Source organism: Streptomyces sp. NPDC001599, from assembly GCF_042893535.1.
Classification (GTDB): domain Bacteria; phylum Actinomycetota; class Actinomycetes; order Streptomycetales; family Streptomycetaceae; genus Streptomyces.
Genome location: NZ_JBIAVA010000023.1, coordinates 60698 through 76716 on the forward strand (window position 1 = coordinate 60698; position 16019 = coordinate 76716).

The window sequence follows — 16019 nt, forward strand, 5'->3', positions numbered from 1 at the left end:
CCTTCCACACCGGATCTCGACCGACGGAGATTGACGGAGGCTGACGGGGCTTCAGCAGCTGCAGCCGCAGTCGCAACCGTCACAGCCGCAGTCGCAGCCGTCGTCGCCGCAGCAGTTGCTGCAGCAGTCACAGCAGTCGCAGCAGTTGCCGCAGTCGCACTGGGAGCAGAGCCCTTCCCTGCGCTGCCCGCTCCAGGGGTCGTTGAAGGTGCCGCAGCACATCTGGCACGTGCAGGCCAGCCCGAGCCACACGGCGCAGCCCGCGAGCAGCCCGCGCCGGTCGCGGCGGGGCGGCTCCGGGGGCGTCGGCCCACCCGGGCCGCCGGGCGCGCCGGGGGCGCCCGGGGTGCTGCCGGGAGGGGCGTACGGATGGCCGCCGTGGGCGCACGAGACGGTGCCGAACGCGCGGTCCACGGAGGCGCCCAGCTCGTGCACGAGCAGCCGGTGCACCAGCCGGCCGTCGGTGAACTCGGCCTCCCGCAGGGCCAGCCGCACCCCGTGCACGGCGTCGTCGGCGAGCCGCCGGGCCTCGGTGAGCGGCGTCCCGGTGGCGGTGAGCGGGTTCCAGGCGCCGGACGCGGCGTCGGCCTCCCGGTCCTCCACGGCGTCCAGGAGATGGGCGAGCCGGCCGAAGAGCCGCCCGGCCTCGGCGAGCGGCGCGGCGTTGTGCGGCCGCCCGGCGAGGTGTGCGGTGTGCGCGAAGGCGGCGGCGGTCGCGGTCTCGGTCGGTTCGGTGACCGTGAGCAGGGGCGTTCCGGGCCCGGCGAGCGCCTCGATGCCGCCCTGCCGGTCCACGGCGTCGACCAGCACGGCGGTGTCGAAGCCGACGGCACTGCCGCCGCGCGCCCCGGCCGCGTCCCAGCCGGTGGCGATCCGGCGGGCGGCGAGCGCCACCGGACGGCGGGCCAGCAGGCCGTCCCCGTCGGCGACGTGGTCGCGCACCTTGGCCGAGGCCAGCACCAGCGAGACGGCCGCCGCGAGCCGGGCCCCCTCGCCGTGCGCGACGGACGCGGTGCGCATCCCGCGCAGCGGGCAGGGCCCGGCGGTGCGCCGCCCGGCGCCCGCACCGCCCCGCTCGGCCTGAGCCTCCGTCAAAACCGATATGAGCAACCCGTCGTAGTTCGTCACGATCCGCGCGAACTGTCCGTGGTCCTTGCGCAGTGCGAGGCACAACCCGCACAAATGAGCCATCCACTGGCTCGTGAGGCTCTCTCCGAGCCGGTGCCTGCACGGCCTGACGATTCCGAACACGACGCTCCCCCGTGGTTGGTACGACGCTGAGCTGCGGCATCGTACCGACCGCCGCCATCACCCGTACGCACCCGTCCTCACCCGTGTGCCGTGAAGAATCATATTTCACTCACAGTCAGCAGCCGTTTGGGAAACGACCCTTGGGACACAAGGACTCTCGACGTATCCGCTGTGCACCAGTACCGTCACAAACCCCCCGCGCGGCGTCTATCCACTTGGCGCGACGTCCGCATCATGGATGACCATAGGGATGCGGAAGCACGAAAGACAGCTGTGAGAGGAGGCGTCCATGGGATCGGTACGCAAGGCGAGTGCGTGGCTCGGCCTCGTCGACGACAACAACGATGACGAGCGTTACTACGACGACGACTACTCCGAGGGCACCGAGCCCGGGGACGCCTGGGTCACGGACCCGCGGGTCAAGGTGGCTTCGGACGTGGCCGAGGAGAAGGGCCGCCGCATCGCGACGGTCACCCCGGACAGCTTCCGGGACGCACGGGCCATCGGTGAGCTGTTCCGGGACGGGGTCCCGGTCATCGTGAACCTGACGGCCATGGAGGGCACCGACGCCAAGCGCGTGGTCGACTTCGCGGCGGGCCTCATCTTCGGCCTGCGCGGTTCGATCGAGCGGGTGTCCACCCGGGTGTTCCTGCTGAGCCCGGCCGACACCCAGGTGATCAGCGGCGAGTCCGGCGCGCACCGTTCCGACGGTTTCTTCAACCAGAGCTGAGGCGGGGCCGAGAACCACGGCCCCGCCCCATCCCCGCCCCACCCCCGGGCCTCTTACCGGAAGGCGTCGAGTCCGGTGAGCGCCTTGCCCAGCACCAGCTGGTGCATCTCGACGGTGCCCTCGTAGGTGAGCACCGATTCCAGGTTCGTCGCGTGCCGCATCACGGGGTATTCGAGGGAGATCCCGTTGGCGCCGAGGATCGTGCGGGCCGTACGGCAGATGTCGATGGCCTCGCGTACGTTGTTGAGCTTGCCGAAGCTGACCTGCTCGGGACGCAGGCGGCCGGCGTCCATGCGCCGCCCCAGGTGGTGGGCGAGCAGGATCCCCTTGTGCAGTTCGACCGCCATGTCGGCGAGCTTGGCCTGGGTCAGCTGGAAGCCGCCGATGGCCCGCCCGAACTGCTCCCGCGACTTCGCGTACTCCAGGGCCGCCTCGAAGGAGCTGCGCGCCGCCCCCATGGAGCCCCAGACGATCCCGTAACGGGCGTGCGACAGACAGCTCAGCGGCCCGCGCAGCCCGGTCACCTCCGGCAGCACGGCGTCGGCGGGCAGCCGTACGTCGTCGAGGACGAGCTCACTGGTGACGCTGGCGCGCAGGGACCACTTGTGCTTGATCTCGGGGGCAAAGAAGCCGGGGCTGTCGGTCGGCACGACGAACCCGCGTACGCCCTCCTCGGTCTGCGCCCAGACCACGGCGACGCCGGCCACCGAGCCGTTGGTGATCCACATCTTGCGCCCGCCCAGCACCCAGTCGCCACCGGCGTCCCGCTTGGCGCGGGTACGCATGTTGGCCGGGTCGGACCCGTGGTCGGGCTCGGTCAGCCCGAAGCATCCGATGACCTCACCGGCGGCCATGCGCGGCAGCCACTGCTGCCTCTGCTCCTCACTCCCGAAGCGGTGGATGGCGTACATCGCGAGGGAGCCCTGCACGGAGACCAGGGAGCGGATGCCGGAGTCGGCCGCCTCCAGCTCCAGACAGGCGAGCCCGTACTGGACGGCGGACGCACCGGCGCAGCCGTACCCCTCGAGCGACATGCCGAGCGCGCCGATGCCCCCGAGCTCCCGCGCGAGCTCCCGGACGCCGGGCAGCTCGCCGCTCTCGTACCAGTCCGCGATGTGCGGCAGCACGCGGTCCGCGGCCCAGCTCCGCACGGTGTCCCGGACGGCGAGGTCCTCCGGCTCGAGCAGGTCGTCGATGCCGAGGGGGTCGGCGGGGTCGAACGCGGGCAACTTCGAGGACGCGGCCATGGTGACACCCTTCGGGACTCTTAAAACTAGCGCCGCTAGTCACGGCTGTCGTTGCCGACGTTACGATGCGGCGCTCCGCTCGTCCACCATGCCCGTCTCCCACCCACGCACCACCCGTTCACCGTGGGGAACGAGGTGGACGTCGCCCGTGGGGGTGATCCACCGCCGGCGGCTTGCGGTGGGCAGGGCAGGAGCCCCACGCGGACGCCCCATACCCGCCAACGCTACGACCCGCAGCCGCCGACGCTCCTCAACCACCCACAGGCAACGCCCACCCCGCTACCGACGGCGAACGGGTGGTGCGTGGGTGGGAGACAAACGGCGACGGCCCGCAGCCGCCGACGCTCCTCAGCCACCCACGGACAACGCCACCCGCTCACACCGAGACACGGGACTGGGACTCCACCGCCCCCCGGGGCGCAGGCACGGAGACCTCCTCCTCGCACTGCATCACCCGCGGCAACCGCAACGCCATCACCGCCCCCAGCAGCAACAACCCCGCACTCACCACCAACGTCACATGCAGCCCGTGCACGAACGCATCCCCCGCGGCCCGCCGCAACGCAACCCCCGCAGGCCCCCCGAGCTGCGCAGCAACCTCGTACGCCTCCCCCAGCGAATGCCCCGCCGCCACCGACGCCGGCGCCGGCACCCCCGGCACGCCCCCCGTCAGCCCGGGCGCGTACGCCGCGTTCATCACGCTGCCCAGCAGCGCGATGCCGATCCCGGCGCCCAGCTGGTAAGAGGTCTCCCCGATCGCCGCCGCGCCCCCCGACTGCTCCTGCGGCGCCTCGCTCAGCATCGACTCGTACGCCCCGAACAGCGTCGTCTCCAGACCGAAGCCCAGCAGCACGAACCCGGTCAGCAGCAGCGCGCAGTTGTCGGCCCGGCCCATCGCCGTGAGCAGCACCACCGCGAAGGCCGTCAGGCAGAACCCCGCGCACACCATCCGCCGCGGCCCGAAACGCCGCAGCAGCCGCGCACCCGCGAGCCCCGCCGCCATCGCCGCGAAGGTCAGCGGCAGCAGCCGCAGCCCGGTCTCCAGCGGGGAAAGACCGAGCACCAGCTGCAGGTACTGCGCCGCGATCAGCTCAAGCCCCACCAGCGCCAGCATGGCCAGCACGATGCACCCCACCGACGTACTGAACGCCGGCCGCCGGAACATCGCGAGATCGACCAGCGGATACGCACGCCGCCGCTGCCGCCGTACGAAGCCCGCCAGCAGCGCCGCGCCCAGCACCAGCGGCAGCACGGTGAACAGGCTCGCCACCGGCTCTCCGCCGCCCAGCCGCTTCACACCCAGGACGACGCCGAACAGACCGCCCGCCGCCATCAGCGCGCCGACCACGTCCCAGGGCCCGCGGCCGTCGCCCTTCGACTCGGGCAGCAGCAGCCGCCCCACCGGCAGGCTGACCAGCATCAGCGGGATGTTGACGAGGAAGACCGAGCCCCACCAGAAGTGCTCGAGGAGGAAGCCGCCGAGCAGCGGACCGACCGCCGCGCCGACCGCGGCCACGGCACTCCAGATGCCGATGGCCAGGGCCCGCTCCCGCCGGTCGGGGAAGACCTGCCGCAGGATCGACAGCGTCGCCGGCATGATCATGGCGCCGCCGACGCCGAGCAGCGCGCGGGCCGCGATCAGCACCTGGGCGGTGTCGGCCAGGGCCGCGAGCGCGGAGGCGACGCCGAAGAGGGCGTAGCCGAGCAGCAGGACCCGTCTGCGGCCCACCCGGTCGCCCAGCGTGCCGAAGAGGATCAGCAGCGAGGCGCAGACGAGCGGGTAGACGTCGACGATCCAGAGCAGTTCGATGGCACCGGGCCTGAGATCCTCGGTGACGGCGGGGACCGCCACGTGCAGCACGGTCGCGTCGACGGCGACGAGCAGCAGGCTGACGCAGAGGACGACCAGGACCACCCAGCGGTTGGCACCGGCCCCGGCCGCCCGACGGCGCGGCGCGGCGGCAGCCGTGGTCGTCCCGGACATGTACGTACCTCCAAGATGTTCCCTCGCGTCCGGCGGGCCGTGGGGTGGGGACTCCCCTGCGGCTCGGCCGGAGAGGAGCGGGGGGCTCCGGGCCGTGCAACGGAACGCGAGTGACTCGCCAGAGTACGCGAGACCGGGCACCGCACACGTGTCGGGTCTCACACATCCCGCGTCACCTGTGTGGCATGCACCACTGCGGCCACCATGTCACCCGCCCCGGCGGGACGCCCGCCCCCGCGGCCGACGGATAATCGGGCCCGTGACCGATCTTGAAACGCGCGGCGCGGCCCGCCTGGGCGCCCCGGGTCCGTCCGGTGCCCTGCGCCGGGCCGTCCCGGCGCTCCTCGGCTACGCGGCCGTGCGCGCGCTGGGCCTGCTCGCCCTGGCCCTGTGGAGTGCCGCGCGCGACAAGAGCGCGTACACGCTGCTGACGGCCCGCTGGGACTCCCTCTGGTACACCAGGGTCGCCGAACTGGGGTACGGCTACGAGGTGCGGCTGCCGAACGGCGACGTGCACTCCAACCTGGCGTTCTTCCCGCTGCTGCCCTGGCTGGAGCGGCTCGGCGCGGCGGTGACGCCCCTGTCGTACGCCGACGCCGGGTTCGTCGTCTCCCTGCTCGCCTCGCTCGCCGCGGCCTGGGGGATCTTCGCGGTCGCGGAGCACGTCCACGACCGCCGCGCCGGCGTGTGCGCGGTGCTGCTGTGGGCCGTGCTGCCGGTCGGGGTCGTGCAGTCGATGGCCTACAGCGAGTCCCTGTTCACGGCACTGGCCGCCTGGTCGCTGTACGCGGTGCTGACCGGGCGCTGGGTGACGGCCGGGACACTGGCCGCGCTGGCCGGGCTGACCCGACCGGTGGGGCTCGCGGTGACGGCGGCGGTGTGGGTGGCCGCGATCGCGGCGTTCGCACGAGACCGGGAGGACCGCGACGGCCGGGACCGCGCGCGGCGCGTGCTCGGCATGCTGCTCGCACCGCTGGGAGCGGCCGGGTACGTCCTGTGGGTCGGCCACCGCACCGGCAAGGGCCCGCTCGGCTATCTCGACGTGCAGGCCGGCTGGCGCAACGGCTTCGACGGCGGCGCGGCCTTCGCCCGTTTCGTCGCCGCCAAGTTCACGTCGTTCCCGGCGGCCCTGGCGGGCGTCGGGCTGATCGTCGGGGTCGCGCTCCTGGTCTGGCTGTACGTGGTGTGCGTACGGCAGCGCCAGCCGCTCCCGCTGCTGGTGTACGCGGGGCTCGTCACCGTGCTCGCCCTGTGCGCGTCGAGCTACTTCGGTTCGAAGCCCCGGCTGCTGCTGCCCGCCTTCCCGCTGCTGTTCCCCCTGGCCGTGGGCCTGGCCCGGCTGCGCACCGCCAGGTCGGCGCCGGTCGTGTGCGGTGTCGCGGTGGCGGCGGCGGTGTACGGGGCGTTCTGGCTGAACGGCTCCGGCCCGCCCTGACCGGCGCCGCGGGCCCGGTGACCGCCGGGACAATTCCGCACCAGCATTCGGTGAACGAATTCATAAGCACGATAAAACCGTCGGCCGGACAGATCAAAAGAATTGAAGTCCACGGCCGGACGGGATTGCGGATTAGCCGGAAATAAGGCGCGCCGCCTGAGAGGAATCCCACATCACATCGTCATCACAAAGCCGTTGATTCGGCCGGGATCACTCCTCACTCGCTGTAACGTCGATTGGGTGCGTACCGAACGGAAGCCCACCCGTCTGGACCGGGTGTTCGCGAGACTGGACCGGGAGCCGGAACGACCGGCGCTCCTGGACGTGCCGGAGATGTCCCGGCACAGGATCGCGCTGTTCGCCGGGACCCTCGCGTTCTACATCGCGATCGTGTGGGCCGTAGTGATCACCTCGTGGCTGGTCCGGCTCGACTGGCAGGTCATGTTCTTCCGGCCCTACCAGCAGTGGCCGGAGATCCACGCGTTCGTCGACTACTACGTGGTGCTCGGCCAGCGCGGCCCCACCGCGGTGATGGTCGCGGCCTGGCTCGGCTGGCGCTCCTGGCGGCAGCACACCCTGCGTCCGCTGCTGGCGCTGGGCGTCTCACTGCTCCTGCTGAACGTCACGGTCGGCGCCGCCAAGTACGGCATGGGGCGGCTGGGACCGCACTACGCGACCACGATCGGCGCCAACGAGATGTGGCTCGGCGGCGATATATTTCCGAGCGGTCACACCGCGAACGCCGTCGTCACCTGGGGCATCCTCGCCTACCTGGCCTCGACGCACCGAACCCGGCGCTGGCTGTCCGCGATCTCCGCGGTCACCTCGCTCGGGGTGGGCATGTCCACCGTCTACCTCGGCACGCACTGGCTCAGCGACGTGCTCCTCGGCTGGGTGGCGGGCCTGCTGATCCTGCTGGCGCTTCCCTGGTTCGAGCCGCTGATCACCCGTGCGGAGGCGTGGATCCTCGGCCTGCGCGACCGCTGGTACGCCCGCCGCGACCGCGAGAGGACGACGAAGCGGCCGCTCGGCCCGCCCGTGCCCGTCACCCCGCCCGGCTCCGGCAGCCGGCCCGAGACACCGGCCCGCGAGCCGGTCGCCGCGCCCCGCACCGCCCGGGCTCCGGCACACCTGGCGCCGGGCCCGCACACGGCCCGCTCGGACCGTACGCCGGTGAGTCCGGCCGGCAGCCGCCGCCCGCCGCACACCGACCGCCACACGCGCAACACGGCCCCCACCGCCCGGCCCCTGTCCGGCGGCTGACCGGCCCCGGAGCCTGTCTTAGCCCTTCCAGGCCCGGGACACCCGGCCGTCCTTCACCTCGAAGTTGAGGCGGCCCACCCGGTACTCCATGGTGATGACCGTGCCCGGCGCCAGCGACCGCACCGTCGACCAGCCCCGCTCCCGCGCCAGCCGTTCGGCCGTGTCGGAATCGAGGCCGACGTAGGTGTCCGGACTGTCCTGGGGCTCGGCTGGAGGTGTCGGAATCGGTGCCATGCCGCCACGCTATGCCCTGCCCGGGGAGCGGGGAAGCCCGGGCCGGTAACACGGGCCACGGATGCACCTACGGTCACATTTCTGTCACAAGACCATGGGGCGCGTTTTACTGGAACCCGTTCACACGGAAGGACGGTTTTCATGCGTTCCACGAGTGGCCGAAGCCTATTTCCGCGTCTCTCGGCAGCCGGTCGGAGAAAGCGCGGCGGACGCCCGGGCAAAAGACTTCGGGGCGCCCCCGCCGGGGCCCCGCATTCCGTACCCGAACACTCCCGAGCACATCCGTACGCCCTTGCGGAACGACCCGCGGATCACTTACACGAATCGAACATCGGACACCCGGTCAGGCGTCCAGCGGGCTGACGGCGAGCGACAGGTCGTTGTCCCGGGTGTAGTACGGCCCGGCCTCCACGGGGCCGTGGGGCGTCCGCACGCGTGCGCGGGGAAACGTGAGGACCGGGTTCTTGTCGGCGACGTCGTCCAGCAGCCGCGCGAGACGCACCACCGGACCGGCGTCACCGGCGGGACGCAGCCACAGGTCCCAGACGCCGGGCGCCAGGCCGTCGTAGGGCACGGTGAAGACGAACTCCGTCCGCTCGGCCATGAGGCGCACCCGGCGTACGCCGTCGCCCGCGCCACCCTCTTCGCCGCCGGGCCGGGCGCGCAGTTCGGCGTCCGCCCCGGGCACGAGCTGGGTGCCGTACACCCGCCCGCGTACGGTCAGGCCGCCGCTCACGAGGCGCAGCTCCACCGCCTCCGCGTGCGGGGCGCGCAGCCAGCTGCGGACCGTGAGGTTGCCCTGCCGGGTGGCGTACGGGATGCGGACGGCGACGTGGCCCAGCAGTCCGCTGGGGGTGCGCTCGGCGAGGGAGCGCAGGTCGGTGACGCCGGGCACCAGGCGTCGCGGCTCGCCGCCGGAGAGGAGGGCGTAGGCGTCCCAGCGGCCCTCGGGCAGGGACACACTGCTGGGCAGTGCGGCACGCAGCCGGCCCTCCGCCGCCGGGGCCAGCGGCAGGCTGACCGTCTCTCCCGTGCCGTCGAGGGCGTCGGTGGCCCGGCGGCGGAGGATGAGCAGGGCCGCCCCGGCGTTTCCGCGCGCGGCTACGTCGAAGGTCAGACCGCCCGCGGAGTCGCCGATGCAGTCGGCGCGCAGCGGGGCGGCCGGCGGGGGCGGCGGCGTCATGCGGTGCGGTTCCTCCCATGGGCTTCTCGTCGTCCGGTTAGACCCGGAACCCTGCCTTCTGGTTGTCCGTGTCCGATTGCGATGTGGTCACGACGCGGACGAGCGTCCGGCGGCACTCCTTTTCGGTCACCCGGTTCATTCGCTGATTTCCTGATTTGTCGACTCGCAGGCAGGACGTTCCGGCCCGTTCCAGCAGCCCAACCCCGTTCTGCCGCACCCCACTTGGGCATGCGGCGGCGCTCGCGGCCCCCGGACGGTCGCGAGCGCCGCATGGTTCGATTCCGTCGTCCGTGGGGCGTGACTCCCGCCACTGATCCCCCGTTGTCCTTGCATGAGCCGGGGACCCGCCCGGACCACGGCCCGGGAGCCACCCGGTCCGGCCACGCACCGCATCCCGAGGGAGCCACCCGTGCCGCGCATGCTCGACGTCAGCGACGACGTACGCGCCGAGATCGGCGACGAAGAAGCCGACCGCCTGCTGGCCGGGGAGTCCGCCCCGGGCAGCTACGACTGCACGTCCTGCCGCACCCCGGGCGACTGTGAGCAGGAGCGCACCAGCACCGTCCTCTTCATCGGGGACGAGACCGCCGTGCTGGCGTTCGCCCACGCGGGCTGCCTGCCCTCGCAGGTCGTCAAGGTCACCGAGGAGCAGCTCCAGGGGGCGGTGCGGTCCATCAGCGCCGACCAGGCCCGCTCCGAGCCCGCTCCCGCGGCCCCCGAGAAGGCCGCGCCCGAGCAGGCCGTGCTCGGTGTCACCAGCGGGCTGATCCTGATCGCCGGGGAGCTGCACCCGGCCCTCGTGGTGGAGCCGACCGCTCCCATCGCGCGGCCCGGCACGTCCGGCGCCGGTGACGACTTCCTGCCGCTGCTGATCGAGCAGGGCTTCATGCCGGTCACCGAGCTGGCGTCCACGCCGGCCGTGCTGCACGGCTGGTCGGTCCTGCTCGCGATGGGCCAGCTGCACGCGGTGCTCCAGCCCGGGACGAACGGCGGCCGGCCGGTGGCCTGGTGGCAGGCGCACCAGCCGCTCCAGGTCACCGAGGGCTGGCGTACGGCGGCCAACAAGCACCAGCAGGTGCTGATGTTCGCCGCGCCCGTCGGGTCGATCGGCCGGCAGCCGCGCGAGGACCTGCTGCGGGACGCGCTGGACAAGGCGGCGGCGAACGGACAGCTGGTCGCGGCGGCGCTGCCGCTGGCGGGAACCTGAGCCCGTCCGGTCGGCTGCCGGACGGCCGTCACCTGGGCCGCATCCCTTCCTGCGCGGGGTCGTTTGGACATACGTGTACGCATACGACGCCTTCCACCGCCACGGCGGCCCCTCGGCCACGCCGATCTACGACGCGCTCTACGCCGAGTACGTCAGGTCCTTCCGATCGCTGCCGGGCGATCGCAGCGGTGAGGAGGAGCTGGGATTCACGGCCTTCAGGAGCATCCCGCGCGGCAGAGGCGGCTACAGCGCCTACAGCGCGGGGGCCCAGAGCGCCCGCGTCGGCCAGCAGTCGGTGTGGCAGCGCGTCGGCGGCACGCACCACGTCCCGGCGGCGCTGCCACCGGCCCCGCGGTCCGGTACCTGACCGCCGGACGACCGACGCGTGAGGGGCGCCCCCGGCCGGGGGCGCCCCTCACGCGTCGCTGGGTGGTGTTCCCAGGGTGTTCCTACTTCTTCTTCGCGCCGCGCTTCTCGCGCACCCGCACGGAGATGTGGATCGGCGTCCCCTCGAAGGCGAACTCCTCGCGCAGCCGGCGTTCGATGAAGCGCCGGTAGCCCGCCTCGATGAAGCCGGAGGCGAAGAGCACGAACCGCGGCGGCTTGGTGCCCGCCTGGGTACCGAAGAGGATCCGCGGCTGCTTGCCGCCCCGCACCGGGTGCGGGTGGGCGGCGACCAGCTCGCCGAGGAAGGCGTTCAGCCGGCCCGTCGGGACCCGGGTCTCCCAGCCCGCGAGGGCGGTCTCGATCGCCGGGACGAGCTTCTCCATGTGCCGGCCGGTCTGCGCCGAGACGTTGACCCGCGGCGCCCACGCCACCTGGCCCAGCTCCGTCTCGATCTCCCGCTCCAGGTAGTAGCGGCGCTCCTCGTCGAGGGTGTCCCACTTGTTGTAGGCGACGACGATCGCGCGGCCCGCCTCGACGGCCATGGTGACGATCCGCTGGTCCTGGACCGAGATCGACTCGGAGGCGTCGATGAGGATGACGGCGACCTCCGCCTTCTCGACGGCGGCGGCGGTGCGCAGCGAGGCGTAGTAGTCGGCGCCCTGCTGCAGGTGGACGCGCTTGCGGATGCCCGCCGTGTCGACGAACTTCCAGGTGACGCCGCCCAGCTCGATCAGCTCGTCGACCGGGTCGCGGGTGGTGCCGGCCAGTTCGTTGACGACGACGCGCTCCTCGCCCGCGACCTTGTTCAGCAGTGAGGACTTGCCGACGTTGGGGCGGCCGATCAGGGCGATGCGGCGCGGGCCGCCGACGGCGGTGCCGAAGGTCTGGACCGGGGCCTCGGGCAGGGCCTCCAGGACCTTGTCCAGCATGTCGCCGGTGCCTCGGCCGTGCAGTGCGGAGACCGGGTGCGGCTCGCCCAGGCCCAGCGACCACAGGTAGGAGGCGTCGGCCTCGCCGCTCGGGCCGTCGACCTTGTTGGCGCACAGCACGACGGGCTTGCCGGCCTTGCGCAGCAGCCGGACGACCGCCTCGTCGGTGTCGGTGGCGCCGACCTTGGCGTCCACCACGAAGACGACCGCGTCGGCGGCCTCGATCGCGTACTCGGCCTGCGCGGCCACGGAGGCGTCGATGCCGAGGACGTCCTGCTCCCAGCCGCCGGTGTCGACGACCTTGAAGCGGCGCCCGGCCCACTCGGCCTCGTAGGTGACGCGGTCGCGGGTGACGCCGGGCTTGTCCTCGACGACGGCCTCGCGGCGGCCGATGATGCGGTTCACGAGGGTCGACTTGCCGACATTGGGGCGGCCGACGACGGCGAGGACGGGCAGCGGGCCGTGCCCGGCCTCCTCGATCGCGCCCTCGACCTCCTCGATGTCGAAGCCCTCTTCGGCGGCCAGCTCCATGAACTGCGCGTACTCGGCGTCGCCGAGCGCCCCGTGGTCGTGCTCCTCGCCCGAGCCCTCGGGGTGGATGTGGTCGTTCATGAAGTCCGTACCTCGTTCATCGTGGTGATCGGTGGAACACCCCTGTACCGGGTGATCCACTACTCAAGTGTCACTCAGCGCCCGGTGAGGCGCCTGGCGTTTTCCAGGTGCGCGGTGAGCTGCTTCTGGATGCGTTCGGTGGCCTCGTCCAGCGCCTTGCGGGTGCGCCGCCCGCTGCCGTCGCCCGCGTCGAAGGGGTCGCCGAAGACGACGTCGACGCGGGAGCGCAGCGGGGGCAGCGCCTTTATCAACCGTCCGGGACGGTCCGTGCTTCCCAGCACCGCGACCGGGACGATCGGCGCGCCGCTGCGCACCGCGAAGTAGGCCAGCCCGGCGCGCAGCGAGGCGAAGTCGCCCTCGCCCCGGGTGCCCTCCGGGAAGATGCCGAGCACGCCGCCGTCCGCCAGCACGCCCAGCGCCTGCCCTATGGCCGCGCGGTCGGCGGAGTGGCGGTCCACCTTCAACTGGCCGATGCCGGTCAGGAAGCGTCCGAGCGGGCCGACGAACGCCTCCTTCTTGATCAGGAAGTGCGTCGGCCGGGGCGCCACGCCCATGACCATCGGGCCGTCGATGTTGTGCGCGTGGTTGACGGCGTAGATCACCGGGCCGGTGGCGGGCACCCGCCAGGCGCCGAGCACGCGCGGCCTCCACAGCCCGTACATCAGGCCGACGCCGATGCGTCTGCCGACCTCGGCGCCCTTCTCGGAGGGGGCGGGCGCGGCGGAGGATGCGGTCACTTGCCCGCCCGCTTCTCCTCGACGAGGGTGACGACGCACTCGATGACCTGCGGAAGGGTGAGGGCGGTGGTGTCCACCTCGACCGCGTCGCCGGCCTTGGCCAGCGGGGAGGTCTTGCGGCTGGAGTCGGCCGCGTCCCGCTTGATCAGGGCCTCGCGGGTGGCGTGGACGTCGGCGCCCTTCAGCTCGCCGCTGCGGCGGGCGGCGCGGGCCTCCGCCGAGGCGGTGAGGAAGATCTTGAGGTCGGCGTCGGGCAGCACGGTGGTGCCGATGTCGCGGCCCTCGACGACGATGCCGAGCGGCGCGGCGGCGGCGATGGTGCGCTGAAGCTCGGTGATCCGGGCGCGGATCTCCGGTACGGCGCTGACCGCGCTGACCTTGGAGGTGACCTCCTGGGTGCGGATCGGTCCGGCCACGTCCACGCCGTCGACCGTGATGGTCGGGCCGGCCGGGTCGGTGCCGGAGACGATCTCGGGCTTGCCGGCCGCGGCGGCGACGGCGTGCGGGTCGTCGGTGTCGATGCCGTTGCTGACCATCCACCACGTGATCGCCCGGTACTGCGCACCGGTGTCCAGGTAGCTCAGGCCGAGCTGCGCGGCCACGGCCTTCGACGTGCTCGACTTGCCCGTGCCGGAGGGGCCGTCGATGGCGACAATCACGGCCGGGGCGGTCGGGGCGGCGCCGTTTTCCACGAGGGGACACCTTCCTGGTGCGGTGCGGTGGGTGGTGTGCGGGACGCGAACGCGTCCCGCACAAGGTTACCGGGCCTTGGCGACCCCTCCGACAGGCGTCCGGCGCCCCACGATCACTGGCGGATCGCCCAGCCCCGCTCCTTCAGGGCCGCCGTGAGGTCGGCGGCGGCCTTCGGCTCGACCATCAGCTGCACCAGACCCGCCTGCTGACCGGTCGCGTGCTCGATCCGTACGTCCTCGACGTTGACCCCGGCCCGTCCCGCGTCGGCGAAGATGCGGGCCAGCTGGCCGGGCTGGTCGTCGATGAGGACGGCCACCGTCTCGTAGGACCGGGGGGCCGACCCGTGCTTGCCGGGGACGCGGACCTGTCCGGCGTTGCCGCGTCGCAGCACCTCGGCGATGCCGGTGCCGCCCTCGCGGCGCTTGTCCTCGTCGGCGGACTGGAGGGCGCGCAGGGCCCGTACCGTCTCCTCCAGGTCGGCGGCGACGTCGGTGAGCAGGTCGGCGACCGGCCCCGGGTTGGCGGAGAGGATGTCGATCCACATCCGGGGGTCGGAGGCGGCGATCCGGGTCACGTCACGGATGCCCTGCCCGCACAGCCGTACGGCGGCCTCCTCGGCGTGCTCCAGGCGCGCGGCGACCATGCTGGAGACCAGGTGGGGCATGTGGGAGACGAGGGCCACGGCGCGGTCGTGGGCGTCCGCGTCCATCACCACGGGCACCGCGCGGCAGTGCGAGACCAGCTCCAGGGCGAGGTTCAGCACCTCGGTGTCGGTGTCCCGGGTCGGGGTCAGCACCCAGGGGCGGCCCTCGAAGAGGTCGGCGGTGGCGGCCAGCGGGCCGGACTTCTCCCGGCCGGACATGGGGTGGGTGCCGATGTACGCCGACAGGTCGAGACCGCGTGCCTCCAGCTCCCGCCGGGGGCCGCCCTTCACGCTGGCCACGTCGATGTAGCCGCGGGCGGCGCCGCGGGCCATGGCGTCGGCGAGCACGTCGGCCACCAGGGCGGGCGGTGCGGCGACGATCGCGAGGTCGACCCGCCCGTCCGGGGCCTCGTCGGTGCCGGCGCCGAGCGCCGCGGCGGTGCGGGCCTGCTCGGGGTCGTGGTCCGCGAGGTGGACGGTGACACCGCGTTCGGTGAGGGCGAGGGCGGCGGAGGTGCCGATGAGGCCGGTGCCGATGACGAGTGCGGTTCTCACTGGGCGATGTCCTTGCGCAGGGCCGCGGCGGCGCCGAGGTAGACGTGGGCGATCTCGGCGCGGGGCCGGTCGGACTCGATGTGGGCGAGGACCCGGACGACGCGGGGCATGGCGCCCTCGATGTCCAGCTCCTGGGCGCAGATCAGCGGCACGTCGGTGATGCCGAGCCCGCGGGCCGCGGCGGCCGGGAAGTCGCTGTGCAGATCGGGGGTGGCGGTGAACCACAGGCTGATCAGGTCGTCGACCGTCAGGCCGTTGCGCTCCATGAGGGCGGTCAGCAGGGCCGCGACCTGCTCGTCCATGTGTCCCGCCTCGTCCCGCTCCAGTTGGACGGCGCCCCGGACCGCTCGTACCGCCACGGCGATGCTCCTTGCTGACGTTGCTGTTGTTGCTGACGCGTGTATCGGTTCTTGGTCCGTCCAGCCTAGTCAGCCCGCCGCGTACCGGCCCGCGGCGCCCGTCTCCTGAGACGCTGACGGCGGCCCGAACCCCCCTCCCCCGGAGTTGCGACATGACCCAGACCCCGACCCGCCGCACGGTCCTCCTCTGCACGGGCGCGGGCGCGGCGGCGGCCTGCGTGGGCTGTGGAGGAGGCGGCGACGGCGACTCGTCGGACACCTCGCCCGGGCAGGAACTGGCGCGGACGGGCGACATCCCGGTCGCCGGCGGCAAGGTTCTCACCGAGGAGAAGATCGTGGTGACCCAGCCGGAGCAGGGCGAGTTCAAGGCGTTCTCGGCGGTCTGCACCCATCAGGGCTGCATCGTGTCGGACGTGCGGGACGGCACCATCGACTGCGCCTGCCACGGCAGCAGGTTCGCCGTCGCCGACGGCTCGGTGGTGCGGGGTCCGGCCACGAAGCCGCTGCCCGGGAAGCGGATCACGGTGGAGGGAAATTCGGTCCGCCTGGCGTGAGGGTCCCGCGTACGCT

At 72.8% G+C, this 16019-nt stretch carries 16 protein-coding genes; 6 read left to right on the forward strand and 10 right to left on the reverse strand.

Annotated elements, in window-relative coordinates:
* Positions 1–51: 51 nt before the first annotated feature.
* Positions 52–1251 carry a DUF5685 family protein gene (locus ACFYZ3_RS35790; RefSeq protein WP_388526821.1) on the reverse strand — a complete coding sequence of 400 codons (1200 nt, stop codon included), beginning with the start codon at positions 1249–1251 and terminating at the stop codon, positions 52–54.
* A 289-nt stretch (positions 1252–1540) separates the two neighbouring features.
* Here ACFYZ3_RS35790 and ACFYZ3_RS35795 point away from each other — a divergent pair, with 289 nt between their 5' ends.
* Positions 1541–1981, forward strand: coding sequence for a cell division protein SepF (locus ACFYZ3_RS35795; RefSeq protein WP_385354875.1), 441 nt, complete (start codon positions 1541–1543; stop codon positions 1979–1981).
* A gap of 53 nt (positions 1982–2034) precedes the next feature.
* Here ACFYZ3_RS35795 and ACFYZ3_RS35800 read toward each other — a convergent pair whose 3' ends face one another.
* Together ACFYZ3_RS35800 and ACFYZ3_RS35805 are read right to left on the reverse strand one after the other, a co-directional pair.
* Complete coding sequence (locus ACFYZ3_RS35800) at positions 2035–3228, reverse strand: acyl-CoA dehydrogenase family protein (RefSeq protein ID WP_388526824.1); 1194 nt, start codon at positions 3226–3228, stop codon at positions 2035–2037.
* 376 nt (positions 3229–3604) lie between these two features.
* On the reverse strand, positions 3605–5212 hold the full coding sequence (locus ACFYZ3_RS35805) for an MFS transporter (protein ID WP_388526826.1): 1608 nt from the start codon (positions 5210–5212) through the stop codon (positions 3605–3607).
* Positions 5213–5471: 259 nt separating this feature from the next.
* Here ACFYZ3_RS35805 and ACFYZ3_RS35810 point away from each other — a divergent pair, with 259 nt between their 5' ends.
* Positions 5472–6647, forward strand: coding sequence for a mannosyltransferase family protein (locus tag ACFYZ3_RS35810; protein ID WP_388526829.1), 1176 nt, complete (start codon positions 5472–5474; stop codon positions 6645–6647).
* 240 nt (positions 6648–6887) lie between these two features.
* Positions 6888–7910: a phosphatase PAP2 family protein gene (locus ACFYZ3_RS35815; RefSeq protein WP_361016125.1), complete on the forward strand. Its 1023-nt coding sequence runs from the start codon at positions 6888–6890 to the stop codon at positions 7908–7910.
* 18 nt (positions 7911–7928) lie between these two features.
* On the opposite strand, the gene ACFYZ3_RS35820 is transcribed toward ACFYZ3_RS35815, so the two are convergent.
* A complete protein-coding gene (locus ACFYZ3_RS35820; protein WP_356865525.1) occupies positions 7929–8144 on the reverse strand; it encodes an I78 family peptidase inhibitor in 216 nt (71 codons plus the stop codon).
* 343 nt (positions 8145–8487) lie between these two features.
* On the reverse strand, positions 8488–9327 hold the full coding sequence (locus ACFYZ3_RS35825; RefSeq protein ID WP_388526834.1) for a hypothetical protein: 840 nt from the start codon (positions 9325–9327) through the stop codon (positions 8488–8490).
* Positions 9328–9736: 409 nt separating this feature from the next.
* Here ACFYZ3_RS35825 and ACFYZ3_RS35830 point away from each other — a divergent pair, with 409 nt between their 5' ends.
* Together ACFYZ3_RS35830 and ACFYZ3_RS35835 are read left to right on the forward strand one after the other, a co-directional pair.
* Positions 9737–10534 (forward strand): hypothetical protein, encoded by a 798-nt coding sequence (locus tag ACFYZ3_RS35830; protein ID WP_388526837.1) that lies wholly within the window; start codon positions 9737–9739, stop codon positions 10532–10534.
* Positions 10535–10607: 73 nt separating this feature from the next.
* Positions 10608–10901: a hypothetical protein gene (locus ACFYZ3_RS35835; protein ID WP_003977067.1), complete on the forward strand. Its 294-nt coding sequence runs from the start codon at positions 10608–10610 to the stop codon at positions 10899–10901.
* Positions 10902–10983: 82 nt separating this feature from the next.
* Here the strand turns inward: ACFYZ3_RS35835 and der are convergent, their stop codons facing one another.
* The 5 genes from der to aroH form a co-directional block, all read right to left on the reverse strand.
* Positions 10984–12462, reverse strand: a complete 1479-nt coding sequence (gene der, locus ACFYZ3_RS35840) for a ribosome biogenesis GTPase Der (RefSeq protein WP_388526840.1) — start codon at positions 12460–12462, stop codon at positions 10984–10986.
* A 74-nt stretch (positions 12463–12536) separates the two neighbouring features.
* On the reverse strand, positions 12537–13199 hold the full coding sequence (locus ACFYZ3_RS35845) for a lysophospholipid acyltransferase family protein (protein ID WP_388526843.1): 663 nt from the start codon (positions 13197–13199) through the stop codon (positions 12537–12539).
* Positions 13196–13891, reverse strand: coding sequence for a (d)CMP kinase (cmk, locus tag ACFYZ3_RS35850; RefSeq protein ID WP_388526845.1), 696 nt, complete (start codon positions 13889–13891; stop codon positions 13196–13198). Before cmk ends, ACFYZ3_RS35845 begins: the two co-directional genes overlap by 4 nt.
* Positions 13892–14004: 113 nt before the next feature.
* Positions 14005–15090 carry a prephenate dehydrogenase gene (locus ACFYZ3_RS35855; RefSeq protein WP_388526848.1) on the reverse strand — a complete coding sequence of 362 codons (1086 nt, stop codon included), beginning with the start codon at positions 15088–15090 and terminating at the stop codon, positions 14005–14007.
* Positions 15087–15449 (reverse strand): chorismate mutase, encoded by a 363-nt coding sequence (gene aroH, locus ACFYZ3_RS35860; protein ID WP_076973660.1) that lies wholly within the window; start codon positions 15447–15449, stop codon positions 15087–15089. The genes ACFYZ3_RS35855 and aroH overlap by 4 nt, the downstream gene beginning before the upstream one ends.
* 152 nt (positions 15450–15601) lie before the next feature.
* On the opposite strand from aroH, the gene ACFYZ3_RS35865 reads away from it, so the two are divergent.
* Positions 15602–16003, forward strand: a complete 402-nt coding sequence (locus ACFYZ3_RS35865; protein WP_388526851.1) for a Rieske (2Fe-2S) protein — start codon at positions 15602–15604, stop codon at positions 16001–16003.
* Positions 16004–16019 lie beyond the last annotated feature (16 nt).